This is a genomic window from Microbacterium sp. Leaf288 (assembly GCF_001422925.1).
Classification (GTDB): Bacteria; Actinomycetota; Actinomycetes; order Actinomycetales; family Microbacteriaceae; genus Microbacterium.
Window position 1 is genome coordinate 689,379 of record NZ_LMNI01000010.1, and the last position, 26,421, is coordinate 715,799.

Annotated in this window: 24 protein-coding genes; 7 read left to right on the forward strand and 17 right to left on the reverse strand. The window is 70.4% G+C overall.

Translation table 11 applies throughout. From position 1 onward, the window contains the following. Positions 1 to 5: 5 nt before the first annotated feature. Positions 6 to 833, reverse strand: a complete 828-nt coding sequence (gene tsf, locus ASF40_RS07305) for a translation elongation factor Ts (RefSeq protein ID WP_056367517.1) — start codon at positions 831 to 833, stop codon at positions 6 to 8. 103 nt (positions 834 to 936) lie between these two features. Then, the gene (gene rpsB / locus ASF40_RS07310; RefSeq protein ID WP_056367519.1) at positions 937 to 1,845 is read right to left on the reverse strand and encodes a 30S ribosomal protein S2; all 909 of its coding nucleotides are present in this window, start codon (positions 1,843 to 1,845) and stop codon (positions 937 to 939) included. 335 nt (positions 1,846 to 2,180) lie between these two features. On the opposite strand from rpsB, the gene ASF40_RS07315 reads away from it, so the two are divergent. Then, positions 2,181 to 2,762 carry a murein hydrolase activator EnvC family protein gene (locus ASF40_RS07315; RefSeq protein ID WP_056367522.1) on the forward strand — a complete coding sequence of 194 codons (582 nt, stop codon included), beginning with the start codon at positions 2,181 to 2,183 and terminating at the stop codon, positions 2,760 to 2,762. Positions 2,763 to 2,769: 7 nt separating this feature from the next. Here the strand turns inward: ASF40_RS07315 and ASF40_RS07320 are convergent, their stop codons facing one another. From ASF40_RS07320 to ASF40_RS07360, 9 genes are all read right to left on the reverse strand, one after another. Beyond that, a complete protein-coding gene (locus tag ASF40_RS07320) occupies positions 2,770 to 3,675 on the reverse strand; it encodes a tyrosine recombinase XerC (RefSeq protein WP_056367523.1) in 906 nt (301 codons plus the stop codon). Between the two features lie 72 nt (positions 3,676 to 3,747). Beyond that, positions 3,748 to 4,935 carry a DNA-processing protein DprA gene (dprA, locus tag ASF40_RS07325; RefSeq protein ID WP_235560160.1) on the reverse strand — a complete coding sequence of 396 codons (1,188 nt, stop codon included), beginning with the start codon at positions 4,933 to 4,935 and terminating at the stop codon, positions 3,748 to 3,750. After that, positions 4,932 to 6,455 carry a YifB family Mg chelatase-like AAA ATPase gene (locus tag ASF40_RS07330; RefSeq protein WP_056367525.1) on the reverse strand — a complete coding sequence of 508 codons (1,524 nt, stop codon included), beginning with the start codon at positions 6,453 to 6,455 and terminating at the stop codon, positions 4,932 to 4,934. Before ASF40_RS07330 ends, dprA begins: the two co-directional genes overlap by 4 nt. Then, entirely contained in the window at positions 6,452 to 6,820 is a 369-nt protein-coding gene (locus ASF40_RS07335) for a YraN family protein (RefSeq protein WP_056367527.1), read from the reverse strand. The genes ASF40_RS07330 and ASF40_RS07335 overlap by 4 nt, the downstream gene beginning before the upstream one ends. A 112-nt stretch (positions 6,821 to 6,932) precedes the next feature. Beyond that, positions 6,933 to 7,256, reverse strand: a complete 324-nt coding sequence (locus ASF40_RS07340) for a DUF2469 family protein (protein WP_045297888.1) — start codon at positions 7,254 to 7,256, stop codon at positions 6,933 to 6,935. 61 nt (positions 7,257 to 7,317) lie between these two features. After that, the gene (locus ASF40_RS07345; RefSeq protein WP_056367530.1) at positions 7,318 to 7,977 is read right to left on the reverse strand and encodes a ribonuclease HII; all 660 of its coding nucleotides are present in this window, start codon (positions 7,975 to 7,977) and stop codon (positions 7,318 to 7,320) included. Next, complete coding sequence (gene lepB, locus ASF40_RS07350) at positions 7,974 to 8,750, reverse strand: signal peptidase I (protein WP_056367532.1); 777 nt, start codon at positions 8,748 to 8,750, stop codon at positions 7,974 to 7,976. The genes ASF40_RS07345 and lepB overlap by 4 nt, the downstream gene beginning before the upstream one ends. A gap of 133 nt (positions 8,751 to 8,883) precedes the next feature. After that, the gene (rplS, locus tag ASF40_RS07355) at positions 8,884 to 9,234 is read right to left on the reverse strand and encodes a 50S ribosomal protein L19 (protein ID WP_045297891.1); all 351 of its coding nucleotides are present in this window, start codon (positions 9,232 to 9,234) and stop codon (positions 8,884 to 8,886) included. A gap of 168 nt (positions 9,235 to 9,402) precedes the next feature. Continuing rightward, the gene (locus tag ASF40_RS07360) at positions 9,403 to 9,897 is read right to left on the reverse strand and encodes a hypothetical protein (protein ID WP_056367534.1); all 495 of its coding nucleotides are present in this window, start codon (positions 9,895 to 9,897) and stop codon (positions 9,403 to 9,405) included. A 119-nt stretch (positions 9,898 to 10,016) separates the two neighbouring features. Here ASF40_RS07360 and map point away from each other — a divergent pair, with 119 nt between their 5' ends. Then, positions 10,017 to 10,799, forward strand: coding sequence for a type I methionyl aminopeptidase (gene map, locus ASF40_RS07365; RefSeq protein ID WP_056367536.1), 783 nt, complete (start codon positions 10,017 to 10,019; stop codon positions 10,797 to 10,799). A 23-nt stretch (positions 10,800 to 10,822) separates the two neighbouring features. Here map and glgX read toward each other — a convergent pair whose 3' ends face one another. Beyond that, positions 10,823 to 13,024 carry a glycogen debranching protein GlgX gene (gene glgX, locus ASF40_RS07370; protein WP_056367539.1) on the reverse strand — a complete coding sequence of 734 codons (2,202 nt, stop codon included), beginning with the start codon at positions 13,022 to 13,024 and terminating at the stop codon, positions 10,823 to 10,825. Between the two features lie 298 nt (positions 13,025 to 13,322). Between glgX and nirB the strand changes: the two genes are divergently transcribed. Genes nirB through ASF40_RS07390 form a run of 4 tightly spaced genes read left to right on the forward strand, consistent with a single transcriptional unit; the run spans position 13,323 to position 18,200 of the window. Then, the gene (gene nirB / locus ASF40_RS07375; protein ID WP_200919448.1) at positions 13,323 to 15,902 is read left to right on the forward strand and encodes a nitrite reductase large subunit NirB; all 2,580 of its coding nucleotides are present in this window, start codon (positions 13,323 to 13,325) and stop codon (positions 15,900 to 15,902) included. Continuing rightward, entirely contained in the window at positions 15,899 to 16,297 is a 399-nt protein-coding gene (gene nirD / locus ASF40_RS07380) for a nitrite reductase small subunit NirD (protein WP_056367541.1), read from the forward strand. Before nirB ends, nirD begins: the two co-directional genes overlap by 4 nt. Next, on the forward strand, positions 16,294 to 17,067 hold the full coding sequence (gene cobA, locus ASF40_RS07385) for a uroporphyrinogen-III C-methyltransferase (protein ID WP_056367544.1): 774 nt from the start codon (positions 16,294 to 16,296) through the stop codon (positions 17,065 to 17,067). Before nirD ends, cobA begins: the two co-directional genes overlap by 4 nt. Then, positions 17,064 to 18,200 (forward strand): uroporphyrinogen-III synthase, encoded by a 1,137-nt coding sequence (locus tag ASF40_RS07390; RefSeq protein ID WP_056367546.1) that lies wholly within the window; start codon positions 17,064 to 17,066, stop codon positions 18,198 to 18,200. The genes cobA and ASF40_RS07390 overlap by 4 nt, the downstream gene beginning before the upstream one ends. A 39-nt stretch (positions 18,201 to 18,239) precedes the next feature. On the opposite strand, the gene trmD is transcribed toward ASF40_RS07390, so the two are convergent. Beyond that, positions 18,240 to 18,935: a tRNA (guanosine(37)-N1)-methyltransferase TrmD gene (gene trmD / locus ASF40_RS07395; RefSeq protein ID WP_056367547.1), complete on the reverse strand. Its 696-nt coding sequence runs from the start codon at positions 18,933 to 18,935 to the stop codon at positions 18,240 to 18,242. 181 nt (positions 18,936 to 19,116) lie between these two features. On the opposite strand from trmD, the gene ASF40_RS07400 reads away from it, so the two are divergent. After that, positions 19,117 to 20,550, forward strand: a complete 1,434-nt coding sequence (locus tag ASF40_RS07400; RefSeq protein ID WP_082496914.1) for an MFS transporter — start codon at positions 19,117 to 19,119, stop codon at positions 20,548 to 20,550. A gap of 242 nt (positions 20,551 to 20,792) precedes the next feature. Here the strand turns inward: ASF40_RS07400 and ASF40_RS07405 are convergent, their stop codons facing one another. The 4 genes from ASF40_RS07405 to rpsP all read right to left on the reverse strand — a co-directional run bounded on the left by ASF40_RS07405 (position 20,793) and on the right by rpsP (position 26,268). Continuing rightward, the gene (locus tag ASF40_RS07405) at positions 20,793 to 24,845 is read right to left on the reverse strand and encodes a bifunctional nitrate reductase/sulfite reductase flavoprotein subunit alpha (RefSeq protein ID WP_056367549.1); all 4,053 of its coding nucleotides are present in this window, start codon (positions 24,843 to 24,845) and stop codon (positions 20,793 to 20,795) included. Positions 24,846 to 24,946: 101 nt separating this feature from the next. Further along, entirely contained in the window at positions 24,947 to 25,597 is a 651-nt protein-coding gene (gene rimM, locus ASF40_RS07410) for a ribosome maturation factor RimM (protein WP_442922684.1), read from the reverse strand. 1 nt (position 25,598) lies between these two features. Continuing rightward, positions 25,599 to 25,829 (reverse strand): RNA-binding protein, encoded by a 231-nt coding sequence (locus tag ASF40_RS07415; RefSeq protein ID WP_045276246.1) that lies wholly within the window; start codon positions 25,827 to 25,829, stop codon positions 25,599 to 25,601. A 4-nt stretch (positions 25,830 to 25,833) separates the two neighbouring features. After that, entirely contained in the window at positions 25,834 to 26,268 is a 435-nt protein-coding gene (gene rpsP / locus ASF40_RS07420) for a 30S ribosomal protein S16 (RefSeq protein ID WP_056367551.1), read from the reverse strand. Positions 26,269 to 26,421 lie beyond the last annotated feature (153 nt).

Here is a 26,421-nt window from a genome sequence, read left to right on the forward strand (position 1 = left end):
GAAGGTCAGGCGCCGACCTTGTAGCGGGCGAAGCCCGTCAGGGTCAGACCGGCGTCCTTCGCGACCTGCGCGACCGACTGCTTGTTGTCCTTCGCGTAGTCCTGGTCGAGCAGCGAGACCTGCTTGAAGAACGCGTTGACGCGACCCTCGACGATCTTCGGGAGGGCGGCCTCGGGCTTGCCCTCGTTGCGGGAGATCTCGGTGACGATCTCGCGCTCCTTCTCGACCTCGGCCTCGGGCACCTCGTCGCGCGACAGGTACGACGGGTTCGCGAACGAGATGTGCTGTGCGAGGCTGCGCGCCGTCTCGGCGTCGTCGCCCGAGTAGGCGAGGACGACACCGACCTGCGGCGGCAGGTCCTTGCTGGTCTTGTGGAGGTAGATCTCGAACTTGTCGCCCGAGAGCGTGTTCACGCGACGCAGCTCGACCTTTTCGCCGATGATCGCGGCCTCGTCCGAGATGAGCTCGGCGACCGTCTGGCTGCCGGCGGACGCGGCGAGAGCGGCCTCGGCCGAGTCGGCGTGCGCGGCGGCTGCGGCGTCGAGGACCTTCTCCGCGAGGGCGATGAAGCGCTCGTTCTTCGCGACGAAGTCGGTCTCGGTGTTGAGCTCGATGATCGTGACCTGACCGTCGACCTCCTTGGCCGCGACCAGACCCTCGCTCGTGGAGCGGTCGGCGCGCTTGGCGTTGCCCTTCGCACCCTTGAGGCGCAGGATCTCGACGGCCTTCTCGAGGTCGCCGTCGGCCTCCTCGAGCGCCTTCTTGGTGTCGACCATGCCCGTGCCGAGCTGCTCGCGCAGCGTCTTGATGTCAGCGATCGTGAAGTTTGCCATGGGTGGCTGCTCCTTGAATTGGTGAGTTCTCGTGGATGCCTCGGCGGGACCGTCCGGACCGTTCGATCGGGGCGATCCCGCCGGGGCGGAGTGTGTGTGAGCTTTACTCGGCGGAGGTCGCCTCAGCGGCCTCAGCAGCCTCGGCGGTTTCGACAGCCTCGACGGCCTCGGCGCCCGCCTCGTCGGCGGCCGACTCGGTCGCGACGGTCTCGACCTCGGCGACGTCGGTCACCACGGCCTCGTCGGAGGGCGCGGGCTGCTCGAGCAGCTCGCGCTCCCAGTCGGCGAGGGGCTCCGCGTCAGCGGTCTCGTCGGTGGGCTGGTGGCGCTGGATCAGGCCCTCGGCGGCGGCGTCGGCGATGATGCGCGTGAGCAGGCCCACCGAGCGGATCGCGTCGTCGTTGCCGGGGATCGGGTACTGGAACTCGTCCGGGTCGGCGTTGGTGTCGAGGATGCCGATCACCGGGATGCCGAGCTTGGACGCCTCGTTGATGGCGAGGTGCTCGCGCTTGGCGTCGACGACCCAGATGGCCGAGGGGGTCTTCTGGAGGTTGCGGATTCCGCCGAGCGACTTGTGGAGCTTGTCGAGCTCGCGCTTCTTGAGAAGGAGCTCCTTCTTGGTGAAGCCGCTCTCGGCCGGGTTCTCGAAGTCGAGCTCCTCGAGCTCCTTCATGCGCGCGAGACGCTTCGACACGGTCGAGAAGTTGGTGAGCAGACCGCCGAGCCAGCGCTGGTTGACGTAGGGCTGGCCCACGCGGGTCGCCTGCTCGGCGATGACTTCCTGCGCCTGCTTCTTGGTGCCGACGAAGAGGATGGTGCCGCCGTGAGCGACCGTCTCCTTGACGAACTCGTACGCCTTGTCGATGTACGTCAGCGACTGCTGCAGGTCGATGATGTGGATGCCGCTGCGCTCCGTGAGGATGAAGCGCTTGACCTTCGGGTTCCACCGGCGGGTCTGGTGTCCGAAGTGGACGCCGCTGTCGAGCAGCTGGCGAATGGTGACGACGGCCATGGCCGTTCTCCTGTTCCGGCGCGTGTGCGCCTGTTGCGGTTGTTCTCGCGCCGGCTCGTGGCCGGCGTGGCCTGGCGCCCGGCTCATTCCCGCCTCGCGATCGCTCGGAAGCGTTCGCGAAGACCGTCGGGGATGGATGCCGCGCCGTACCCTTCGTCAGACTCGGGGCTTGCGGCGCTGTGGGCACGCGGAGTCACCCCGACATGCGGAGTGCACAGTCAGTGTATCAGGAGAGGCCGGGCCGCTCCTCCTCCCCCGGCGGCCGAGCGCGCGGCTTCTCCACGGGTGTCGGTGCCACGGATCCGCAGCGTTCCCCGCATGGTCACGGTGGGATCATGACTCGATCCGTCCCCGCCCGCCAGCGCGGATTCCGTCGCGGCTGGGCCCGCCGCGCCCGGGGCGCGATCGCCCTCAGCGTCCTTCTTGCGGTCGCACCCGTTGCAGCGCGGGCCGACGCCGTCCGGGAGCCCGAGACTGTCCCGGTCGCCGACGGCGGCGCGGTGTCGCTCGCACGGGACTGGACCTGGCCGGTGCACCCGTTCCGGCTCGTGCACCCCTTCGTCGCACCAGCGCACGAGTACGGACCAGGTCATCGGGGAATCGACCTGCTGCCGTCACGAGACGGCGTCGTGCGCGCCCCGGCACCAGGTGTGGTGGCGTTCTCCGGACAGGTCGCTGGGCGCGGAGTGATCACCGTGGACCATGGCGACGGCCTGGTGTCCACACTCGAGCCGGTCGACCCCGGGCTCCCGGTCGGGACGCCGGTCGAACGATCCACTCCTCTGGGCACGATCTCGGCCGGAGGACACGCCGAGCTCGGCGCCGTGCATTTCGGCGTCCGGCTGGACGGTGCGTACATCAACCCGCTCGTGCTGCTGGGCGGGGTGCCGCGGGCCGTGCTCCTCCCGTGCTGCTAGCTGCCCCTCAGGCCCGCGGGTGCGCGAGGCGGTAGGAGGCAGCCAGTCGCTCGCTGGAGACGTGCGTGTAGATCTGCGTGGTCCCGAGGCTCGCGTGGCCCAGCATCTCCTGGACGGCGCGGAGATCTGCGCCACCGTCGAGGAGGTGGGTCGCCGCCGAGTGACGCAGCGCGTGCGGTCCCACCTGCGCCCCGAGCTCGGGCCCGAGTTCGCGCGAGACGAGGTCGTACACCGCACGGGCGCCGATCCGACCGCCCCGGGCGCCGAGGAACAGGGCCGGCAAGGGCAGCTCGTCCGCACGCCTGGCGAGGAGCGACGGTCGGCCGCGAACGATGTAGGCGTCGACCGCCCGGAGCGCCGGGAGGCCGAACGGCACGACCCTTTCCTTCGATCCCTTTCCGAGGACCCGAGCCGTGCGTCGGTCGCGGTCGAGGTCGCCGACGTCGAGCCCGCAGAGCTCGGAGACACGCACGGCAGCTCCGTACAGCAGTTCGAGGATGGCGTGATCGCGCAACGCGATCGGGTCGCCGTCGGCGGCGGCGGATGCCAGCCGATCGAGCACCCCGCTGAGGGTATCCGCTGTCGCCACCTTGGGAAGCGTCTTGCCGCGCTTCGGGGCGACCAGGCGAAGGCTCGGGTCGGCCGGCACCGCGCCGGTCTCGGCCGCCCAGGCGAAGAGGCCCCGGACGGCCGCCGTGCGCCGCGCGATCGTGGCGCGGCTGTCGCCGCGCTGGACGGCGTGCCAGAGCCAGTCGCGGAGGTTCTCGAGATCGACGGCGACCAGGTCGATGTCGCCGCAGGCGGTGGCGAGTCCTTCCAGATCGGAGCGATAGGCCCGCACCGTCGCCGGAGACAGGCGGCGCACCTCCGCGAGGTGACGCAGGTACGCCCCCGCTGCCTCGTGGATGTCCATGCGTCCAGCTTGCGCCCGCGCGTGCGCGCGGCGGTGCTGCGACGCACCCGAAGACGCTCCGCCGTCCGTCGATCATGCTCCGACCCGTGGCAGCCGCCACCCCTCGATCCCCGACTCGACCGCTCCATCGAGCGCCAACAGCCCGAGGATCCCCTCCACGACGTCGGCCGCCATCCCCGCGCGTTGCGCGATCGCTCGGGGGTCGCGCCACACGCGTGTGCTCATGGCGTCCTTCACGCGGGTCGCGTCCCCGGTGTACGTCCCGCCGACGGCAGGGGCGGCATCCATCGCCCCTCCCATCCCCAGCAGCTCGCGCACGTCATCTGCACTCGTGATGCACTGGGCGCCGTACTCCCGGATGAGCCGGTGCGTGCCTGCCGACGTCGCGGATGTGATCTGGCCCGGGACGGCGCCCAGCGGGCGCGACAGCGTCGCCGCATGACCCGCGGTGTTGAGCGAGCCGCTGCGCCATCCGGCTTCCACGACCACCGTGGCGGCCGAGAGCGCGGCGATCAGGCGGTTCCGCTGCAGGAAGCGCCACTTCGTCGGCGCCGAGCCGCATGCGACCTCGCTCACCACGACACCTCGTCGGGCGATGTCGTCGATCAGCTGCGTGTGGCCCGCGGGGTACGCGCGGTCGGCACCGCCCGCCAGCAGAGCGACGGTGAGTCCGCCGGCGAGAAGGGCGGCCCGGTGCGCTGCGCCGTCGATGCCGTACGCGCCGCCCGACACCACGGCGATGCCGCTGCCCGCCAGGTCGGCGGCGAGCTCCCTCGCCACGTGGTCGCCGTAGTGGGAGGCGGCCCTGGCGCCGACGATGGCGACGGATGCCTCGAGCCGGCGCAGCGCCGAGGCGTCACCTCGCAGCCACAGGCACAGTGGCGCGTGCGCGCCGAGGTCGTCGATCTGGGTCGGCCAGTCCGGATCGCCGCGCGTGAGCAGCGTCACGCCCCGTGCCGCCGCCGTGGCCAGGGACTCGGCCACCGCGCCCGCCGACAGTCGCGGAAGCCAGCGCCCCCGCCCTTCGGCGAGCTCCTTCGGTGTGAGTTCGGAGAGCTCCGCGCCCGCCAGCACGGCTTCCAGCGCCGCGACGGGGCCGCGCGCGCCGATGATGCGGCCGGCGACGGAATCGCCCGGCTCGATGAGCAGGCACCAGACAGCCGTCGCATACCGTGCCCGGGCCTCATCCGCGTCGTACTCGATGCCCGCGGGCGACAGAGCCCGCCGGGCGGAGTCGGCGCTCAGGTCGAATGCGATCACAGTGCGATCCCCTTCTTCAGGTACAGAGCCCGCCCGACATGCTCCGCCCCGAGCTGGGCGCGGCCCTCGATATCGGCCAAGGACCAGGCGACGCGCAAGACCCGGTCGTACGCCCGCAGGGTGAGCGCTCCGCGGTGGAGTGCGGCGTCGAGCGGGCGGCGGACGACCGGGGACGGCGCGGCCGGTCCCTCGCGCAGCCACGTTCCCGGCACGTCGGCGTTCACCTTCCACGGCGTCTCGGCCAGGCGGTGGCTCGCTCGTGCCCGCGCATCGGCGACCTGAGCTCGCGCGCTCTCGGTCGAGACCGTCGGCCCGGCGCCGCGCTGCGCCACGGCGACGCGCGTCAGCGTCAGCTCGATGTCCATGCGGTCCAGGAGCGGTCCGGACAGCCGGCCGAGATAGCGGCGGATCGCCGCCGGTGGACACGTGCACGTGCCCCCGCGGATGCCGTAGTCGCCGCAGGGGCACGGGTTCGTGGCGAGCACGAGCTGGAACCGGGCCGGATACTCGGCGTGCGCGCCCGCGCGGTCGATCGTGATGGCGCCGGACTCGAGGGGCTGCCGCAGGGCGTCCAGCGCACTGGCTGCGAACTCGCCGGCCTCGTCGAGGAACAGCACACCCTCGCTCGCGCGCGCGATCGCCCCGGGCCGCACCACACGGGAGCCGCCGCCGACCAGGGCGGCGACGCTCGCGCTGTGGTGCGGGGCGACGAACGGCGGGGTGCGAGAGAGCTCGACCACCCGGGAGCCGGCGAGACTCCGGATGGAGGCCGCAGCCAGCGCCGCGCGGTCGTCGAGTTCGGGGAGTATGCCGGGCAGCCTCCGTGCGAGCATCGTCTTGCCCGCGCCCGGCGGCCCGCACATCAGCAGATGATGACCGCCTGCCGCTGCGACCACGAGCGCCTCGACGGCGTCGCGCTGGCCGATCACCTCCGCGAGATCCAGCGAGGGCTCGGGCGCCTCCTCGTCGTCCGGGAGAGCGACCGGTTCGTCGTCGGTGACTTCGACGTCGCCGCCGTGCCAGGCGATCACCTGCGCCAGGTTGACGGCGGCGAGGACCTCGACGCCGTCCACCAATGAAGCCTCGGGGCCGTTGGCGTGGGGAACCACGACTCGTCGATGCCCCGCTCGCCGAGCGGCGACCACGGCCGGAAGCACACCCGGCACCGGCCGGAGGCGCCCGTCGAGCCCGAGCTCACCGATGTGGACCGCCGACGCGACAGAGGCCGCATCCATGGAGGTCTCGGTGGCGAGAGACGCGACGGCGATGGCGACGTCGAATCCGGAACCCTGCTTGGGCAGACTCGCGGGCGACAGGTTGACCGTGAGGCGCCGTCGCGTGAGCGGCGTACCGGTGTTCGCGCAGGCGTTGTGCACGCGCTGGACCGACTCGCCCAGAGCCTTGTCGGGAAGCCCGATGATGCGGAAGTCCGGCTGCTGATTCGAGAGGTCCGCCTCGACTTCGACGCATTCGCCCTCGGCACCCACGAGGGCGACGGCCCATGTGCGTGCGACCTTCACGGCACCTCCACGTTGACGAGGTGTTCCAAGCGCGCCGTGCGAGGATCGGCGCCGATGAGGCCGACGGCGTCGATGCGGAGCCGTCGTCCCTGCACGAGCTCGCGGTGTGCACTCGCCCACGCGATCGAAAGGCGCCAGAGCCTTCCGCGTTTGCGGGCGTCGATCGCCTCGAACGGGTGCCCGAATCCCTCATCACGCCGCGTCTTGACCTCGACGATGACCACCGCCGAGCGATCGGCGACCACGAGGTCGATCTCGCCGTCGCGACATCGCCAGTTCCGCGCCAGGACGGTGAATCCCTGCGCCTCGAAGTACCGGGCCGCGCGGTCCTCGCCCGCTCGCCCGAGAACGTCTTTATGTGCCATTCCGGCATCGTCGCGCGCGAGTGCCGGCGCGCGGACGCGAGGCCGCGGCATCCGTTCAGAACTCGCGGTGAGTCCCGGAATCGTCGGACTGGGGAGGAGGCGTCAGGCCCGCTCAGGTGTCGAGCGAGAGCTCCTCGGGGAGATGGAAATCACGGCGCGAGAGCTCCTCGACGTTGACGTCCTTGAAGGTCAGCACGCGCACCGCCTTCACGAAGCGGTCAGCGCGGTAGATGTCCCAGACCCAGACGTCGGACATCGAGATCTCGAAGTAGAAATCGTGCTCGGTGTCGCGGCGTACGACGTTGACCTCGTTCGCTAGGTAGAAGCGCCGCTCCGTCTCGATCACGTACTGGAACTGCGAGACGACATCGCGGTACTCGCGGTACAGAGCGAGTTCGAGCTCGCGGTCGTAGTCTTCGAAGACCTCGTCATCCATGGTGAATCCATCCTATGGGCGCGAACGGGTGCGGCGCCCCGCCTGTGCGTGTGGCGAACGCTCAGAAGAGCGTCGGCGCCTCGGCGATCGACCACGAGGCCCGGTGGTGCCGGCTGATGCCGTGCGTGCGGATGGCTTCACGATGGTCGGGGCTCGCGTAGCCCTTGTTGCGCGCCCAGTTGTACGCGGGAAGCTCGTCGTGCAGCTCGGTCATGAGGCGGTCGCGCGCGACCTTGGCGATGACGGATGCCGCGGCCGCCGAGGCGCAGTCGCGGTCGGCTTTGATCACCGGGCGCACGGTGAGCCCCCACTCGCCCGCTGGACGGATGTAGTCGTAGTTGCCGTCGAGGATGACGATGGCGTCCTCCGGCACGACGCCGTGCGCGCGGAGATCCGCGATGGCGCGGATCGAGGCGAGCCCGAGGGCGCGCATGATGCCGATCTCGTCGATCTCCTCGGAGCTCGCCCACCCGACGGCGCTGGCGGCGACCCACGAGGCCGCGCGTGCCGCGACGTCGGCGCGCTTCGGTTCGGGAACCAGCTTCGAGTCGCGAAGCCCCTGCGGGATGCGTTTGCGCGATCGCGGGGCGTCCACGACCGCCGCGCCGACCGCGACCGGACCCGCCAGCGCCCCTCGCCCCACCTCGTCGCACGCGATGACGAGCGTGTGCTCGCGCAGGAGCCGGCGCTCCAGCGTGAGGCGGGGCTCGGCGACGGTCACTTCCCGCCGCCCTCCGGCTCCGCGTCGGGGACCCCGGCGAACACGTCGTGGTGGAAGTCCAGCAGGCCGAACCGGTCGAACGGCCACGTCACGAGGAACGCGCGCCCGACGAGGTTGTCGATGGGCACGAAGCCCTTGCCCGGCTGATCGGTGTTGTACCGCGAGTCCTTCGAGCGGTAGCGGTTGTCGCCGAGCACCCAGAGGCTGCCCGCGGGAACTGTGACGTCGAACGGATCGCCCGAAGCGGCGGTCTCGCCCGCCGGCAGCTTGACGTACGCGCTCTCGTCGATCGGGACATCGTTGACGGTGATCTGCCCAATGGCGTTGCAGCACACCACGTGGTCGCCGGGAACCCCGATGATGCGCTTCACGAGATGGTCGTCGCTGTCGGGCGCCGCGAGGCCGACGAGCGACAGGACCCATTCGACACCCTCGACGATCGGAGGACGCGCGGGGGCGGTGCTGGGCGGCAGCCATCCGCCCGGGTCCTGGAACACGACGATGTCGCCGCGCTCGTAACCGCCGAAGCGCGGCGTGATCTCGTCCACGAGGATGCGGTCCTTGACGTGGAGGGTGTCCTCCATCGACCCCGAGGGAATGTAGAACGACCGCACGAGGAACGTCTTCACCACGAGCGAGACGAGAACGGCGATCAGGATGATCACGACGACATCGCGCAGGAACACCAGCCAGCCCCGACGACGCGGCTGAATGGTCGCAGCGGGCTCGGGCCGGGGCGCCGGCTCGGCCGGAGCCGACTTCTCGGTCGTCATGAGTTCCTTCGCGGGTGCCGGCGGTCGCGGCGGCCCGCCTTCAAGGGTCGCACATTCCGGCCCTTCCGGCGTACGGACGAAGCCCCGGACCTGGTCGGTCCGGGGCTTCGTGACAGCGCTTGCGGGGAGAGCGTCAGTTGCTCTCGCGCTTCTCCTTGATCTTGGCCTTCTTGCCACGGAGGTTGCGCAGGTAATAGAGCTTCGCGCGACGCACGTCACCACGGGTCACGACCTCGATGTGGTCGATGACCGGGGAGTGCACCGGGAAGGTGCGCTCGACGCCGACCTGGAAGCTGATCTTGCGGACCGTGAAGGTCTCGCGAACGCCGTCGCCGGAGCGGCCGATGACGACGCCCTGGAAGACCTGGATGCGCGAGCGGTTGCCCTCGGTGATGTTGACGTGCACCTTCACGGTGTCGCCGGCGTTGAAGGCGGGGATGTCGGAGCGGAGTGAAGCCGCGTCGACGGCGTCGAGGATCTGCATGATCGTCTCTCTCTGCGGCCGCCACAGGTCGACCGCGGGAAGGATGGTAAAGGACTGAGTGTGCCGCAGGCCTTCGGCGTGACGCCGTCCAGCTGGTTCCCCTGAGGCAGAACCGGTCAGGGCACAAACAGCCATTCTGCCATGGATGCCGCACCCGGCCAAACCGCGTCAGTTCGCGGGTGGCGTCTGCTTCTCCGAGATGACGATGACTTCGCGCGGAGCAGCCTGCGGCGCGTCGGTCTCCGCGGGGATGTACGCGACCCCTTCGGAGGTGTGCAGGACGAATCGCGAGGGCCGCGCCTCGCTCCACAGCTGCCACAGCTCGAGCCAGAAGAGGCCGACGCCGGCGAGGATGGCCACCACCATGACGGGCGCCCACCACGCCTCGGCGAAGAAGCCGAGCGAGATCACGAGCAGGTGCCACACGGTGAACCCGAGCACGTCCCACCAGGAGACGGCGCGATGAGCCCGCACCGTTCCGCGCGCCCGCACCAGGACGGTGAGGAGCAGCTGCCACAGGAAGACGCCCGGAATGGCGAGGAACAGCACCCAGAGGAACGCCCAGCCGCCCGTGCTGAACACGGCCCATCCGACCAGGAGCCACAGCGGCAGCAGGAAGGCGGACGGGATCAGCCAGCCGAAGAATGCGCGACGCAGCCACATGTCACTGATGCTACGCCCGCACACGACCCCCGTGGTCCGCTTCCGCGCGCCGCGGAGCATCCTCCCAGCCCCGTGCTGACGGGTCAGACAGAATGGAGGGGAACGAGAGGATCCCCCACATGATCGAGTTGCGCACGCCTGCCGAGATCGAGGCGATGAAGCCCGCAGGGCGATTCGTCGCCGAGACGCTCGCGACGCTGCGCGATGAGACCAAGGTGGGCACGAACCTCCTCGCTATCGACCGTCGCGCGCACGACCTCATCCGCCGCGCGGGCGCCGAGTCGTGCTACATCGACTACCACCCGTCGTTCGGCGCCCGTCCCTTCGGGAAGGTCATCTGCACCTCTGTGAACGACGCCGTCCTGCACGGACTCCCCTTCGACTACGCACTGCGCGACGGCGACCTCGTGTCGCTCGACTTCGCGGTCTCAGTGGACGGGTGGGTGGCTGACTCCGCGGTCTCGTTCGTCGTGGGATCCCCGCGCGACGAGGACCTCGCGCTCATCGACACGACCGAGCGTGCACTGGCCGCCGCCATCGGCGCGGCGACGGTGGGCAACCGCATCGGCGACATCTCGGCATCGATCGCCGCGGTCGCGCACGCCGACGGCTACGCCATCAACACCGACTTCGGCGGCCACGGCGTCGGCAGGATCATGCACGGCGACCCGCACGTGCCCAACGACGGCAAGGCCGGCCGTGGCTACCCGCTCCGCGCCGGCCTCGTTGTCGCGCTCGAGCCGTGGTTCCTGCAGACCACGGACGAGCTCGTGACCGACCCCGACGGCTGGACGCTGCGCTCGGTCGACGGCTCCCGCGGGGCCCATGCCGAGCACACCGTCGCGATCACCGAGGACGGCCCCATCGTCCTCACCGACCGGTCCTGGCTCGGCGTCGCCTGACCGCGTGCACCTGACCGGTCCGGTCAGGTGCGCAGCTCCGCGCGGGGGGCGTGCGCGGGCGTCCCCGCGCCGGCGAGTGCGGCGAGCGATGCGGCCACCGAGTGATCGACCTCACGCTCGACCCGCGGGTGCTCGCTCAGCACGATGAGCGACTTCGCCGCGAGGCGCAGGGTGTCGCCCGGCTCGATGAGCGCCGAGTCCGCGCGCTCGCCCGCGGTGTCGATGACGACCTCCCAATCGGGGCTGAACTCGACCACCGGGATGCGGAAGTCGATGATGTCGTCGCCGGCGTTGAAGAGGACGATGAAGTGGCGGTCGCGGATCGGTTCGCCGCGCCGGTCCTTCTCGCGGATGCCCTGACCGTTGAGGAACACGCCGACCGCGCGCCCGAATCCGGACTCCCAGTCTTCCGGCTGCATGAGCGTCCCATCGGGACGCAGCCACGCGATGTCCTGGATCGGAACACCCGCGTCGCGCCGCACCGGACGGCCCTCGAAGAACCGGCGCCGGCGGAAGGTGGGGTGGTCGCGCCGCAGCCGGCTCATCGCCGCGGTGAATTCGAGCAGCGGGCGGTCCACGGCATCCCAATCGATCCACGTGGTCTCGTTGTCCTGCGCATAGCCGTTGTTGTTGCCCTGCTGCGTGCGGCCGAGCTCGTCGCCGTGCAGCAGCATGGGCACGCCCTGGCTGAGCATGAGCGTCGCGATGAAGTTGCGCTGCTGACGGGCGCGCATGGTCAGCACCGCGGGGTCGTCGGTGGGGCCCTCGACGCCGAAGTTGTCGGAGCGGTTGTCGTCGGCGCCGTCGCGGCCGTCCTCGCCGTTGGCCTCGTTGTGCTTCTCGTTGTACGACACGAGATCGCGCAGAGTGAACCCGTCGTGGGCCGTGACGAAGTTGACGGATGCCACGGGCCGGCGCCCGGAGTGCTCGTAGAGGTCGCTCGACCCGGTGAGGCGGGAGGCGAACTCGCCGAGTGCCTGCGGCTCACCGCGCCAGAAGTCGCGGACGGTGTCGCGGTACTTGCCGTTCCACTCGGTCCACTGGGGCGGGAAGTTGCCCACCTGGTAGCCGCCGGGACCGACGTCCCACGGCTCGGCGATGAGCTTCACCTGCGAGACCACCGGGTCCTGCTGGACCAGTTCGAAGAAGGTCGACAGGCGGTCGACATCGTAGAACTCGCGCGCGAGCGCGGAGGCGAGGTCGAAGCGGAACCCGTCGACGTGCATCTCGAGCACCCAGTACCGCAGCGAGTCCATGAGGAGCTGCAGTGAGTGAGGGTTGCGCACGTTGAGGCTGTTGCCGGTGCCCGTGTAGTCGGTGTAGAACCGCTTGTCGTCGTCGAGCTTGTAGTAGGCGGCGTTGTCGATGCCCCGCATCGACAGGGTCGGCCCGAGGTGGTTGCCCTCGGCCGTGTGGTTGTACACGACGTCGAGGATGACCTCGATGCCCGCCGCGTGCAGCGCGCGCACCATCGCCTTGAACTCCTGCACCTGCTGACCGCGGTCGCCGGTCGCGGCGTAGCGGTTGTGCGGGGCGAAGTACGAGATCGAGTTGTAGCCCCAGTAGTTCGAGAGCCCCTTCTCCTGCAGCACCGCGTCGTCGACGAACTGGTGCACCGGCATGAGCTCGATCGCCGTCACCCCGAGCTTCGTGAGGTGCTCGATGATCGCCGGGTGCGCGACGGCGCTGTAGGTGCCGCGCATGTCCTCCGGGATCGCGGGGTGGCGCTCGGTGAGTCCGCGGACGTGCGCCTCGTAGATGAGCGTCTCGGAGTAGGGAGTGCCGGGGCGGCGGTCGCCCGCCCAGTCGAAGAAGGGATTGACGACGACGCCCTTGATCATGTCGCCGGCGGAGTCGTCGTCGTTGCGCGAGTCGGGATCCCCGAACGTGTAGCCGTAGACCGATTGTCCCCACGTGACCGCGCCCTCCACCGCCTTCGCGTAGGGGTCGAGGAGCAGCTTGGCGGGGTTGAAACGCAGGCCGTTCGCGGGATCGTACGGGCCGTGGACGCGATAGCCGTAGCGCTGGCCGGGCTGGATGTTCGGCACATACGTGTGCCACACGAACGCGTCGACCTCGACGAGATCGAGGCGCGTCTCGGCGCCGCGTTCCCCGAACAGGCAGAGCTCGACGCGCTCGGCGCCCTCGCTGAACAGTGCGAAGTTCGTGCCGCTGCCGTCGAACGTCGCTCCGAGCGGATATGCCGATCCCGGCCAAGTGTGCACGAATCTTCTCCTCGAATCGGGTCGCTACACCCTATCCGAGCAGGGTCGACGAACCGCGGGCGGTCCTTCGGGTCGCGGCATCCATTCCGCTCTTCTCACTTCTGCGCGCCGGCCGGTGTGATCGAAACGTTCGCTCGGGGTAACCGCCCGTGGTCCGGCGGTGAAACACCGCACTCGTAGCGTCAGCGTCACCGAGACGTCTGCCCCCCGAGGAGGAGCCATGGCCCACCGCGACCGTGTCAACAGCCGGAAACATGACGCTGACGCTGCTGCAACATCACCGGCGTACGGTGACGACATGAGCGAGACCCCTGCCCTCGGCACCCACGTGGTGATCGTCGGCGCGGGCATGGTCGCGCACCGCTTCGTCGAGAGCCTGCTCAGCCGGGCCGGCGAGGAGTGGCGCATCACGCTCATCGGCGAAGAGGAGCGTCACCCCTACGACCGGGTCGGCCTCACCGGTTTCTTCGCCGGTGCCTCGGCCGAAGACCTCGAGCTCGAGCGCGCGGTGCTCGACGACGAGCGCGTGCGGTTCCTCCGCGGCGAGGCCGTCACCCGCATCGACCGCGCTGCGCGCCGTGTGACGACCCGCAGCGGCACGAGCCTCGCCTACGACCGGCTGATCCTCGCGACAGGGTCGTACGCCGCGCGCCTCGCGGTCGACGGCTTCGGTCTCGAAGGCTGCTTCGTCTACCGCACGCTCGACGACGTCGAGAAGCTCGAGGAGTTCGTCCAGCGCCGCTCGGCGGAGCTCGGAAGGCCCCTGGTCGGCACGGTGATCGGCGGCGGACTCCTCGGCCTCGAGGCCGCAGGCGCCCTGCAGGGACTCGACGTCGCCTGCACGGTGGTCCAGTCCTCCGACCGGCTCATGTCGGCGCAGCTCGACCTTCCCGCGGGCAACGCCCTGCGGCGCCTCATCGAGTCGCGCGGGATCGCCGTGAAGACCGAAGCCGTCACCACCCGTCTCGACCCTGATCGGTCGGGGCAGGTGACGGGCCTCGAGTTCCGCGACGGCACGTACGCGCGCACCGACGTCGTGGTCTTCACCGTCGGCGTGCGCCCGCGCGACGAGCTGGCGCGGGGCGCCGGCCTCGACGTGCACCCCCGCGGCGGCGTGCTGATCGACGCCGGCTGCCAGACCTCCGACCCCCGCGTGCTGGCGATCGGCGAGGTCGCCAACTACGACGGCATGTGCGTGGGGCTGGTCGCACCCGGGTATGCGATGGCAGAGGTCGCCGCCACCCGACTGCTCGGGGGCGAGGCATCGTTCCCCGGGTACGACCTGTCGACCAAGCTCAAGCTGTCGGGCGTCGACGTCGCCAGCTTCGGCGATGCATTCGCCGAGACGCCCGGCGCACTCGACGTCACATACGCCGACCCGGTGGCCGGCGTCTACAAGAAGCTCGTCCTGTCGGACGACGCGAAGACGCTGCTCGGCGGCATCCTCGTCGGCGATGCGTCGGCCTACGGCTCGCTGCGTCCGCTCGTCGGCGGCGCGCTCGGCGGCGACCCCGCCGCCTACCTCATGCCCGAGGGCGGCGTCGCCGCGCCGACCGGCGACCTCCCCGACGAGGCGCTCGTCTGCTCGTGCAACAGCGTCACGGCGGGCGCGATCCGTCACGCGGTGCATGAGGAAGGCTGCACGGATGTCGCGGCCATCAAGTCCTGCACCAAGGCCGGGGCGGCATGCGGCTCGTGCGTGATGATGGTCAAGAAGATCGTCGGCACCGAGCTCGCCAAGTCCGGCGCTGCGCTCAGCAACGCGATCTGCGAGCACTTCGACATGTCGCGTCGGCAGCTCTTCGACGCGGTGCGCGTGTCAGGGCTCACGACCTTCAGCGCCGTCATCGAGCGCTTCGGATCCGGCCGCGGCTGCGACATCTGCAAGCCCGCTCTCGCCAGCATCCTGTCGACGCTCGTTCGCGGGCACGTGCTGGAGGGCGAGAACGCCACCCTGCAGGACACCAACGACCACGTTATGGCGAACCTGCAGAAGGACGGCAGCTACTCGGTGGTCCCCCGCATCCCCGGTGGCGAGATCACTCCGGAGGGACTCCTGGTCATCGGCCAGGTCGCGAAGGACTTCGGCCTCTACACGAAGATCACGGGCGGACAGCGGATCGACATGTTCGGCGCCCGCCTCGAGCAGCTCCCCGAGATCTGGAAGCAGCTGGTGGATGCCGGCTTCGAATCCGGCCACGCGTACGGCAAGTCGCTGCGCACCGTGAAGTCGTGCGTCGGCTCGACGTGGTGCCGGTACGGCGTCCAGGACTCGGTCGGCATGGCGGTGCAGCTCGAGCTGCGCTACCGCGGTCTGCGCTCCCCGCACAAGATCAAGCTCGGCGTCTCCGGCTGCGCGCGCGAGTGCGCGGAAGCGCGCGGCAAGGACGTCGGCGTGATCGCCACCGAAGCGGGCTGGAACATGTACGTCGGCGGCAACGGCGGCTTCACGCCGCGCCACGCCGTGCTGCTCGCGGAGGGGCTCAACGACGACGAGCTCCTCACGGCGATCGACCGGTTCCTGATGTACTACATCTTCACCGCCGACCGCCTGCAGCGGACCGCACCGTGGTTCGAGGACCTGGACGGCGGGATCGAGGGCCTCCGCGAAGTCATCTTCGACGACAGCCTCGGCATCTGCGCCGACCTCGACGCCGCGATGGCGGCCCACCTCGACTCGTACGAGGACGAGTGGAAGGCGACCCTCGAGGACCCCGAGAAGCTCCGCCGGTTCGCGTCGTTCGTCAACGCCCCGACGACGCCAGACCCCTCGCTGGCCTACACCGCCGAGCGTGGACAGCCCCGACCCGCCACCGAGGAGGAGCGCGCCGACTCGCGCGTGCTCATCGCCGGAACGACCCTGGAGGTGCGCCGATGACCCTCGTCGACCCGCAGACGGCCGAGTACACCGCTCCCGACGGCTGGGTGCGCGTATGCGCACTCGCCGACCTCGAGATCGAGCGTGGCCGCGCCGCCCTGCTCGGAGGAACGCAGATCGCGCTGTTCCTGCTGCACGGGCCCGACGGCTCGACGGGCCGCGTCCACGCCGTCTCGAACCTCGACCCCTACAGCCACGCGCATGTCATCTCGCGCGGCATCGTCGGCACCCGGCAGGACGTCCCCACGGTCGCCTCGCCGATGTACAAGCAGGTCTTCGATCTGCGCACCGGCGTCTGCCTCGACACGCAGGGCAAGGAGCCCAAGAACCTGCATGTCTGGCCCGTGACCATCGACCACGGGCATGTCCTGGTCCGCTGGGAGGGCGAGCGATGACCGGGCGCGCCAAGACCGACGTCGGGCGCGTCGACCTCATCGGCGGCGGCCCCGGGCCGATCGATCTGCTCACCCTGCGCGCGTGGCGCCTGCTGACGCGCGCGGAGGTCGTGGTGATGGACCGGCTCGGTCCGACCGACATCCGCGACCACGTCGGCCCCGACGTGGAGATCATCGACGTGGGCAAGCTCCCCGGCCACCACCCGGTGCCGCAGGACGAGATCAACGAGATCCTCGTCGACCGCGCCCGTGCCGGCAAGCGCGTCGTGCGGCTCAAGGGCGGCGACCCCTTCGTCTTCGGCCGCGGCGGCGAGGAGGTGGCGGCCTGCCTCGCGGCCGGTATCCCCGTCGACGTCGTGCCCGGCATCTCGAGCGCCGTCGCGGTGCCTCAGGCAGCCGGCATCCCGATCACCCATCGCGGTGTCGCGGGAGCGGTGCACATCATGAACGGACCGTCCGAGGTGACCGAGGCCACGCTCGCGGCCCTCCGCGACGACAGCGTCACGACGGTCATCCTGATGGGCGTCGGCGCACTGCCCCGCATCGTCTCGGACGCCCTCCACGCCGGTGTCCCCGCGGATCGCCCCGTCGCCATCGTCGAGCGCGGTCACCACCGTGACCAGCGCACGACGCGCAGTACCCTGGGGTCGGTCGTCGTCGATGCCGGCCTCGCCGGCGTGCGCAACCCCGCCGTCATCGTGGTCGGCGAGGTGGCCCGCGCCGGGCTGCTGCTTCCCGACCCCCAACTGGCAGGTGACATCGTCCTTTGAGCTCCACCCCACGCCCCACCCTCTCGGCCGCACTCGACGGCTGCACGATCGTCATCGCCGTCGACCGTCGCTCTTCCGAGTTGGCCGCTGCGCTCGAGCGCCATGGCGCCCACGTGCGCCACGCGCCCGCGCTGACGATCGTCCCCCACATCGATGACGACGCCCTCATCGCCGCGACGCGCGAGCTGATCGCGCAGCAGCCCGACGTGGTCGTCGCGACGACCGGCGTGGGCTTCCGGGGCTGGATGGAGGCCGCCGACGAAGCCGGACTGCTCGACGACCTCCACGCCGCGCTGTCCCGCGCCCAGATCGTCGCACGCGGCCCGAAAGCGCGCGGCGCGATCCAGCAGGCGGGGCTCACCGCAGACTGGGTGGCGGAGTCCGAGACCTCTGCCGAGCTGGGCGAATACCTCCTCGCCGAGGGCGTCGCCGACCGGCGCGTGGCGGTGCAGCACCACGGCTCGGGCGCCGACGGCCTCGACGAGCTGTTCGAAGGCGCAGGCGCCGACGTGGTGAGCCTCACCGTGTATCGCTGGGGTCCTCCCCCGGACCCCGCCGCGGTCTCGCGCTCCGTCATCGCCGCCGCACAGGGCGAAGTCGACGCGGTGCTGTTCACGTCCGCCCCCGGCGCCGCCGAGTGGATCACCGCGGCGCGGAACGAAGGCGTGCTCGACGAGATCGTCGACCGTGAGGCGGAAGGACGCCTGCTCATGGCCGCCGTCGGCCCCATCACCGCAGGCCCGCTCCAGGACGCGGGCCTGCAGCCGCTGATCGCCGAGCGGGGTCGCCTCGGCTCACTGGTGCGGGCCGTCGTCACCCACTTCGGCGGGGGCGGCGCAGCGTCGCTGCCGACCTCTGCGGGGCGGCTCGAACTGCGCAGCACGGGCATCGTGCTGGACGGCCGGCACATCCCGCTGTCGCGCAGCGCCACCGATATCGTCGCTGCGCTGTTCGATGCCCAGGGCGGTGTCGTGTCGCGGCCTCGGCTGCAGGCGGCGCTGCCGCGGTCCGGCGAGAACACGCACGCCGTCGAGATGGCCGTCGCGCGACTGCGCGAGTCGCTGGGCGTCCCCGACCTGGTGAAGACCGTGGTGAAGCGCGGCTACCGGCTCAACGTCATCGAACCCGCCTGACGCCTCCCCGGCGATTTCGCCGGGGCCGCGGCATCCGCCTCAGGCCGCAGGATCGGGCTCGCTCAGCAGGTCCGGACGATGCACCCGCGTGCGTTCGAGACTCTGATCGTGCCGCCACGCGGCGATCGCGCCGTGGTTGCCGCTGAGCAGGACCGGCGGCACCTCGAGCCCACGCCATTCGGCGGGCTTCGTGTAGCTCGGGTACTCGAGCAGACCGAGCTCATGCGACTCCTCGACGAGGCTCTCGGGGTTGCCCACGACGCCCGGGATCAGCCGGGACACCGCCTCGATCACGGCCATCGCGGCGACCTCTCCCCCGTTGAGCACGTAGTCGCCGAGGCTCACCAGCCTCACCCGCCCGCGCGCCGAGTAATGGTCGACGACGCGCTGGTCGATCCCCTCATAGCGTCCGCAGGCGAACACGAGGTGCTTCTCGTCGGCGAGCTCCCGGGCCAGCGGCTGCGAGAAAAGCTCGCCGGCGGGCGACGGCACCAGCAGCACCGCATCGTCGCTCAGCACCTCGTCGAGCGCCTCACCCCATGGCTCCGGCTTCATCACCATTCCGGCGCCCCCGCCATAGGGGGTGTCGTCGACGGTGCGATGGCGATCGTGGGTCCAGTCCCGCAGATCGTGGACGTGCATGTCGAGGATGCCGCGGTCACGGGCCTTCCCGATGAGCGAGACGCCGAGCACGTCGAAGAACGTCGGGAAGATCGTGACGATGTCGACGCGCATGCCTTCGAGTCTAGAAGCCCCGCGTGTTTCCGACGTGTGACGGGGTGCCCACCTCGGGCGGCGGCATCCGTGATCGAGAAGTGACGGAGAGGTAACCGCGCGAGCAGTCGGGCGGAAACACCGCCTTCCTAGCGTGGAGACACACTCACCCCCAGTGTGTGCTCACCTTCAGGGAGGCGCCATGACCACGACCGACACCCCGTCGATGACGGATACCGCTGCTCCATCCCGCACCATCGCACCGGCCGACGCGCCGGTCACCCTCACGCATCGCCCCGGCCGCTGGATCGACGGCTGGAACGCCGAGAACCCGGCGTTCTGGGCGGAGTCCGGCCGCGCCATCGCCAGACGCAACCTCGGCTGGTCGATCTTCGCCGAGTTCCTCGGGTTCATCATCTGGCAGCTGTGGAGCATCGTCGTCGTGATGCTGCCCGCCGCCGGCTTCCAGCTCACCAGCTCCGAGTCGTTCTGGCTCATCTCGCTGCCCAGCCTCGTCGGCGCGACCCTGCGCTTCCCGTACACGTTCATGGTCGCGATCTTCGGTGGTCGCAACTGGACGATCGTGTCGGCGGCGCTGCTGCTGATCCCCGCGACACTGCTCGGCATCGTCGTGTCGAACCCCGAGACCCCATTCGGCGTGCTGCTGCTCGTCGCGGCGCTCGGCGGCGTCGGCGGCGGCAACTTCGCGAGCTCGATGGCGAACATCACCTACTTCTTCCCGCAGAAGGAGAAGGGCTGGGCCCTCGGTCTGAACGCCGCCGGCGGCAACCTCGGCACCTCGGTCGCCCAGTTCGCCGTGCCGATCGCGGTGACCATCGGCGCCGGCGCGACCCTCAACATCTCGCTCGCCGGCTGGATGTGGATCCCGCTCATCCTGCTCGCGATCTTCGGCGCCTGGCGCTACATGGACAACCTATCGTCGGCGAAGGCGGACTTCGGCAGCTCCGCCGCGGCACTGCGCGAACCGCACCTGTGGGTCATGGCGCTGCTCTACATCGGCACCTTCGGCTCGTTCATCGGGTTCGCGAGCGTCTTCCCGAAGCTCATCGCCGACCAGTTCCCCGAGTTCTCCACGCTCCAGGTCGGCCAGGCGGCGGTCTCGGTCGCGTTCCTCGGCGCGCTCGTCGGCTCGCTCGCGCGCCCCTACGGCGGCCGTCTCGCCGACCGCTTCGGCGGCGCACGCGTGACGGTGTGCGCCTTCTCGGTGATGGCGCTCGGCGCGCTCGCTCTGGTCTGGACGCTGCCGATGCACAACTTCGTCGTCTTCCTCGCGTGCTTCCTCGTGCTGTTCGCGGCCACCGGCATGGGCAACGGGTCGACCTACCGCATGATCCCGAGCATCTTCGCCGCGCGCTCGCAGGCGCGGGGCTACGAGCCCGGCACGCCGGAGGCCACGAAGATGATCCGCAAGGCGGCTGCGGCGCTCGGCCTCATCTCGGCGATCGGCGCGTACGGCGGGTTCCTCGTGCCCCAGGTGCTCAACGCCTCCCAGCTCGCCACCGGCGGCTACCAGGCCGCGTTCTACGGCTTCGTCGCCGCGTACGTGGGGCTCCTGCTGCTCACGGTGTTCGTGTACGTGATCCCCCGGGCGTCGCTGGCGAAGCAGCGCATCTGACCGCACCTGCTCTGACGGAGAGCGGATGCCTCGACCCGAGGCATCCGCTCTTCTGCGTGTCCGTCCGCATCGCCGTCGACGGAGTTCGTTCGCCACCTGTGCACGCGAAACGCGCCGATTCGCGTGCACAGGCGACGAACGAACACAGCGGAGGCGACCGCGTCGGTGTGGCGACGACGCGGAGGGGGCGCGGCGGGGCGACCCGGCGACCCGAAATGCCGCGACGGCGCGACGGCGCGACGTCAGTAGACGTCGCGGACGTAGCGCTCATCGGCGGCGAGGCCGCGGACGTACTCGGCGGCGGCCTCCTCCGAGAGCTTGCCGTGCTGCTGGGCGATGGCGACCAGCGTGGCGTCGACGTCCTTGGCCATGCGCATCGCGTCACCGCACACGTACACGTGTGCGCCGTCGTCCTGGAGCCAGCGCCACAGGTGGGCGCCGTGCTCGATCATGCGGTCCTGCACGTAGATCTTCTGCCGCTGGTCGCGCGAGAAGGCGACGTCGAGGCGCGTGAGGAACCCGTCCTCGCGCATCTCATCGAGCTCGTCGCGGTAGTAGAAGTCGCTGGCGGCGTGCTGCTCGCCGAAGAACAGCCAGTTGCGGCCGGTGTGCCCGTCGGCGCGGCGGTCGTGGAGGAACGCGCGGAACGGCGCGATCCCGGTGCCTGGGCCGATCATGATCATCGGGGTGTCACCGGCCGCCGGCGGGCGGAAGGCGGGCGAGCGCTGCAGATACACGGGCGCGGCGAGGGCGTCGCCGTCCGCGAGGAACGTCGAGCACACGCCGCCGCGGGCGCGTCCGGAGTCGGTCTCGAAGCGGACCACCGAGACGGTCAGCTCCACGGTGTCTGGGTCCGCCTTCGGGCTCGACGAGATGGAGTACTGGCGGGGCTGCAGTCGCTTGAGCACGCCGGCCCAGTCGGCGGCGGTGGCCTGCACCGGGAAGTCGCGCACGAGGTCGACCGCCTGCTGGCTCCACAGGAACTGCTCGAGGCGTCCCTTGTTCTCACGCCGCAGCAGACCGGCGAGCATGCTGTCGCCGCTGCGCTCCGCGATGAAACGCACCAGGTCGACGGGCGTCTTCGTGATGTCGAGCCGCGTGCGCAGGGCGTCGGCGAAGGTGCGCTCCTCGCCGTCGATCTCCACGATCTCGAGCGGTGCGATGCCGGTCGCGTCGAGCCATTCTGCGACGACCGCCGGGGCGTTCGCGCACACGACGCCGAGCGAGTCACCGGCCTCGTAGGTCGCGCCCGAGTCCGAGAGGTCGAACGCGATGCGCCGAACCTCCTTCTGCGAACCCGGCCCGCTCAGCAGGTCGTTGCGCACGAGCGGTGCCTGCACCGGGTTGGACCGGCTGAACAGGCGCTTCGCCGGCGGAGCCTGGAGGGCGACGGATGCTGCACCCGTCGTCCCTTCCGCTGCCAGGGTGTCGAGGATCTGGGCCAGCCACGCCTCGCGCGGTTCGTCGGCGTCGGGCTCGAGATCGACCCGCTCCAGGAGCGCGGTCGCGCCGAGCTCGCCCAGGCGGCTGTCGAGCCGCCGACCGTGGCCGCAGAAGTCGTCGTAGTTAGAGTCGCCGAGCGCGAGCACCGCGTAGCGGAGCCCCGACAGTTCGGGCGCGCCGTCGGCGTTGAGCTCGTGCCAGAGCGCGGCGGCGTTGTCGGGGGGACCGCCGTCGCCGAACGTGGAGGTGACCACGAGCAGACGCTTCACCGCGGTCAGGTCCGTCGCGCGCAGCTCCGCCATGCTCCGTGCACGCGCGGGGATGCCGCGCGCGCCGAGCGCAGCGGTCGCCGCCGTCGCGAACTCCTCGGCGTTCCCGGTCTGCGAGCCCCAGAGCACCACGACCTCGTCGATGCCCTCGGCCCCCGGCATCCCCGTGCCGACCGACGTGCGGGAGAACGCCCCCGCGAGCACGCCGTCGAACCAGGCCCGCACGAGCGCACCGAGCGGGGCTTCGACGGGCAGCACCGGCACCTCGCCCGGAGCGAGCACCACCGACCGCACTGTGGAGAGGAAGCCTGCGAGGTACGCGCCCTCCAGATCGCTCAGCTGCGGCGGGGCCAGCGCCACGCCGGCGCTCGCGAGCGCCTCGTCGGCGGACGCGGTCGACGATCCTGCTCCCCCGACCGCCGGGCCGACGCGGCGAAGGGTCACAGCGGCGAACTTGAACTCCGGCTGCGCCGACAGCGGGTCCACCGCGTCGCTCGTCACGGCGTTGACGGTGACGTACTCTCCGTGCTCGTCGTTCCAGTGGAACGGCGCGAACAGTCCGCCCGGCTGGACACGATCGGTGAGCACCGCGGGCACGACGAATCGGCCGCGGCGCGAGGCGACCTCGACCTGATCGCCCTCGGCGATTCCGAGCCGTTCTGCGTCGACCGGGTGCACCTCGACGAAGGGTCCGGGGTGCAGCTTCGCGAGCTTGGCGACCCGGCCGGTCTTCGTGAGCGTGTGCCAGTGGTGCGGGAGACGCCCGGTGTTGAGCACCCAGGGGTAGTCGTCGTCGGGAAGCTCCGCCGGTGCCAGATGGGGCCGCGCGAGGAACTGCGCGCGCCGCGACGGCGTCGCGAACGCGAGGCGCGGCACCGTGCCGTCGTCTTCGACGTGCAGCGACTGGCTCACCCCGTCGTTCAGGTACCGGATCGGATGCCGCGTCGCGCTGTCGTCCGGCGGTGCGGGCCATTGCACCGGGGTCTCGCGCAGGCGCTCGTAGGTCACGCCGCGCAGATCCCACCCGGTCTGGGGGTTCCAGAATCGTCGGATCTCGTCGAACACGTCAGCGCTCGAGGTGAAGTCGAATCCCTCGAAGCCCATCGCACGGGCGATCTGGCAGATCGTGAGCCAGTCCGGCTGCGCCTCGCCCGGCGCGGCGATCACGTCGCGCACGAGCGTCAGGGTCCGGTCGCTGTTCACCGTCACGCCATCGGCTTCGACCCACAGCGTGGCCGGCAGCAGGATGTCGGCGTAGGCGGTGGTCGCCGTCTCGGTGTAGACGTCCTGCGCGATGACGAGCTCCGCGGTCTCCAGCGCCTCGATCACGGTCTTGCGATTCGCCACCGACGCGACGGGGTTGCTGCAGATGATCCAGACAGCCTTGATCTCGCCGTCGGCCGCGCGCCGGAACATGTCGATCGTTCCCGAGCCCGACTCCGCGCGGATCGCGCCCGGCTCCAGTCCCCACACGTCCTCGACGAACGCGCGGTCGGGCGCGCTGAACACGGCGCGCTGGCCGGGCAGCCCGGGCCCCATGTACCCCATCTCGCGCCCGCCCATCGCGTTGGGCTGGCCGGTCAGCGAGAACGGGCCGCTTCCGGGGCGGCAGATCGCGCCGGTCGCCAGATGGAGGTTGCAGATGGCGTTCGTCGACCAGGTGCCGTGGGTGGACTGATTGAGTCCCATCGTCCACAGCGTCATCCATTCGCCGGCCTCGCCGATCCAGCGGGCGGCGGTGCGGATGTCGTCTTCGGCCAGACCGGTCAGCTCCGCGACCCGAGCGGGCGGGTACTCGGCGAGGAGCTCGTCCATGTGCTCCCAGCCCTCGGTGTGGGCGGCGATGAACTCCTCATCGATGTCGCCCGCGGTCACCAGGAGGTGCAGCAGGCCGTTCAGCAGCGCGAGGTCCGTGCCGGGCCGGATCTGCAGGAACAGGTCGGCGCGGTCAGCGGTGGTGGTGCGACGCGGGTCGACCACGATCAGCTTCGCACCCTGCTTCAGCCGGTCAGCCATTCGCAGGAACAGGATGGGGTGGCAGTCGGCCGTGTTCGAGCCGATCACGAAGAAGAGGTCGGCGCGGTCGAAGTCCTCGTACGATCCGGGCGGCCCGTCGGCGCCCAGCGACTGCTTGTAGCCGGTGCCGGCCGACGCCATGCACAGCCGCGAGTTCGACTCGATGTGGATACCGCGCAGGTACCCTTTGACCAGCTTGTTCGAGAGGTACTGCGCCTCCATGCTCATCTGCCCCGAGACGTACAGCGCGATCGCATCGGGACCGTGCTCATCGAGGATCGCGCGAAGGCGGGCCGCAGCATCCGTCACCGCATCGGAGACCGGAACGGGCGCCGCGGGCTCACCGCGGGACGGCCGCACGTGCGCCGTGGTCATGCGACCCGGCGCCTGCATGAGCTCGGCGTGGGTCGCACCCTTCGTGCACAGTCGTCCGGCGTTCGTGGGGTGCGCGCGGTCGCCCGCGACCTTCGCGATGGCGAGCGGATGCCCCGCCCCGCCGTCCGAGGTCGTCACCGAGATACCGCAGCCGACGCCGCAGTAGGAGCACACGGTGCGCACTTCGACCATGTCTTCGATGGTCCCGGATGGACATTCCGGGGCGTTTCCCGCCGTGTTTCCCGCAGATCACATCTGCCGCACGCCGAGCGGCCGCGCGCAGTGAAGAGGAGTCAGTCGGTGGAGTCGTCGGTGTCGGGCTCGGAAGGAGCCTCGCCGGCGTCGTCCGCGATCTCTTCGAAGAGTCCTGCGGGCGGCGTCACGATGACGCGACCACCCGCGATGTCGACCTCGGGCACGATCGCCTTGACGAACGGCACCAGAACCTCGTCGTCGCGGACCTTCACAATGAGCAGGTCCTGCGAGGGGAAGTGGTCCACGCGTGCGACCCTGCCGACGGTCTCACCGTCACGCACGACGTCGAGGCCGACGAGCTGGTGGTCGAACCAGGCGTCCTCCTCGGCGGGCGAGGCCTGCATGTCTTCGTCGACCCAGAGGATCGCGCGAAGGAGCCCTTCGGCCGCGTCGCGGTCGTCGACGCCCTCGAAGAAGGCGACCGGGTGGCTGTTCATCCACTTGAACTCGCGCACCGTGAGCGGCTTGCCGTGCCACGGCGACGACTCGGGCACCTGGAGAGTGAACGTCGCGCCGGGGACGAAGCGCCCCTCGGGGTCGTCGGTGTACAGCTCGAGCTTGATCGCGCCCTTCAGGCCGTGCGCCTTCACGAGGCGGCCGACCCGGAGCTGCGTCTTGCCCGCGGGGGGAACTGCGTTCACGGGCTTGCGGGCGTCAGCGCCCGATCCCGTGGTGTCGCCGGCGGACACCTCAGTCGTCCGCGACGTCGACGCGCACGCGGCGGCCGTCGGCGAGAGCAGAGATGAGGGTGCGCAGGGCTTTGGCCGTGCGGCCGCCGCGCCCGATCACGCGACCCCGGTCATCGGGGTGGACGTGCACCTCGAGCACGTCGCCTCGCGGCGACGTGGACGAGTCGATGCGGACGTCGTCCGGGTGATCGACGATCCCCTTGACGACGTGTTCGAGCGCGGCGGCGAGCAACGGATTACTCGGCGGACTCGGCGGCGGCCTCATCGGCCGCGTCGGTCGCCTCGTCGGCGGGAGCCTCGGTGGGCTCCTCAGCCTTCTTCTCCGCCTTCGGCTTCACGACCGACTTCTTCGAGGCGTCGACCTCGAAAGCGGCCTTGTCCTCGCGGGTCTTCACGGTCGAGACCGCGTTCTTGTCGCCCTTGAACTGACCCCAGTCGCCGGTCAGCTTGAGGATGGCGAGCACCTGCTCGGTCGGCTGGGCGCCGACGGACAGCCAGTACTGCGCGCGCTCCGAGTCGACCTCGATGAACGAGGGCTCCTCGGTGGGGTGGTACTTGCCGATCTCCTCGATGACGCGACCGTCGCGCTTGGTGCGCGAGTCGGCCACCACGATGCGGTAGTAGGGCGCACGGATCTTGCCGAGGCGCTTGAGACGAATCTTGACAGCCACGATTCTCCTGAATGTGTGGAAAGTGATTGAACCGGTCGCCTGGAGCGTGGGGTGCACACCCGGCGGAAGCTCTGAAGGGAGGATCTCCGCGCTGGATAGAGGGTCGAGCGGGTGATCCAGCCCTCTATTCTGCCAGATGTCTTCCTGTGCCGT

Excerpts from the sequence above, each read along its gene's own strand:
- tsf (WP_056367517.1), bottom strand. The coding sequence starts at position 833 with ATGGCAAACTTCACGATCGCTGACATCAAGACGCTGCGCGAGCAGCTC.
- rpsB (WP_056367519.1), bottom strand. The coding sequence starts at position 1,845 with ATGGCCGTCGTCACCATTCGCCAGCTGCTCGACAGCGGCGTCCACTTC.
- ASF40_RS07315 (WP_056367522.1), top strand. The coding sequence starts at position 2,181 with ATGACTCGATCCGTCCCCGCCCGCCAGCGCGGATTCCGTCGCGGCTGG.
- ASF40_RS07320 (WP_056367523.1), bottom strand. The coding sequence starts at position 3,675 with ATGGACATCCACGAGGCAGCGGGGGCGTACCTGCGTCACCTCGCGGAG.
- ASF40_RS07335 (WP_056367527.1), bottom strand. The coding sequence starts at position 6,820 with ATGGCACATAAAGACGTTCTCGGGCGAGCGGGCGAGGACCGCGCGGCC.
- ASF40_RS07340 (WP_045297888.1), bottom strand. The coding sequence starts at position 7,256 with ATGGATGACGAGGTCTTCGAAGACTACGACCGCGAGCTCGAACTCGCT.
- lepB (WP_056367532.1), bottom strand. The coding sequence starts at position 8,750 with ATGACGACCGAGAAGTCGGCTCCGGCCGAGCCGGCGCCCCGGCCCGAG.
- rplS (WP_045297891.1), bottom strand. The coding sequence starts at position 9,234 with ATGCAGATCCTCGACGCCGTCGACGCGGCTTCACTCCGCTCCGACATC.
- ASF40_RS07360 (WP_056367534.1), bottom strand. The coding sequence starts at position 9,897 with ATGTGGCTGCGTCGCGCATTCTTCGGCTGGCTGATCCCGTCCGCCTTC.
- map (WP_056367536.1), top strand. The coding sequence starts at position 10,017 with ATGATCGAGTTGCGCACGCCTGCCGAGATCGAGGCGATGAAGCCCGCA.
- nirB (WP_200919448.1), top strand. The coding sequence starts at position 13,323 with ATGAGCGAGACCCCTGCCCTCGGCACCCACGTGGTGATCGTCGGCGCG.
- nirD (WP_056367541.1), top strand. The coding sequence starts at position 15,899 with ATGACCCTCGTCGACCCGCAGACGGCCGAGTACACCGCTCCCGACGGC.
- cobA (WP_056367544.1), top strand. The coding sequence starts at position 16,294 with ATGACCGGGCGCGCCAAGACCGACGTCGGGCGCGTCGACCTCATCGGC.
- trmD (WP_056367547.1), bottom strand. The coding sequence starts at position 18,935 with ATGCGCGTCGACATCGTCACGATCTTCCCGACGTTCTTCGACGTGCTC.
- ASF40_RS07400 (WP_082496914.1), top strand. The coding sequence starts at position 19,117 with ATGACCACGACCGACACCCCGTCGATGACGGATACCGCTGCTCCATCC.
- ASF40_RS07405 (WP_056367549.1), bottom strand. The coding sequence starts at position 24,845 with ATGGTCGAAGTGCGCACCGTGTGCTCCTACTGCGGCGTCGGCTGCGGT.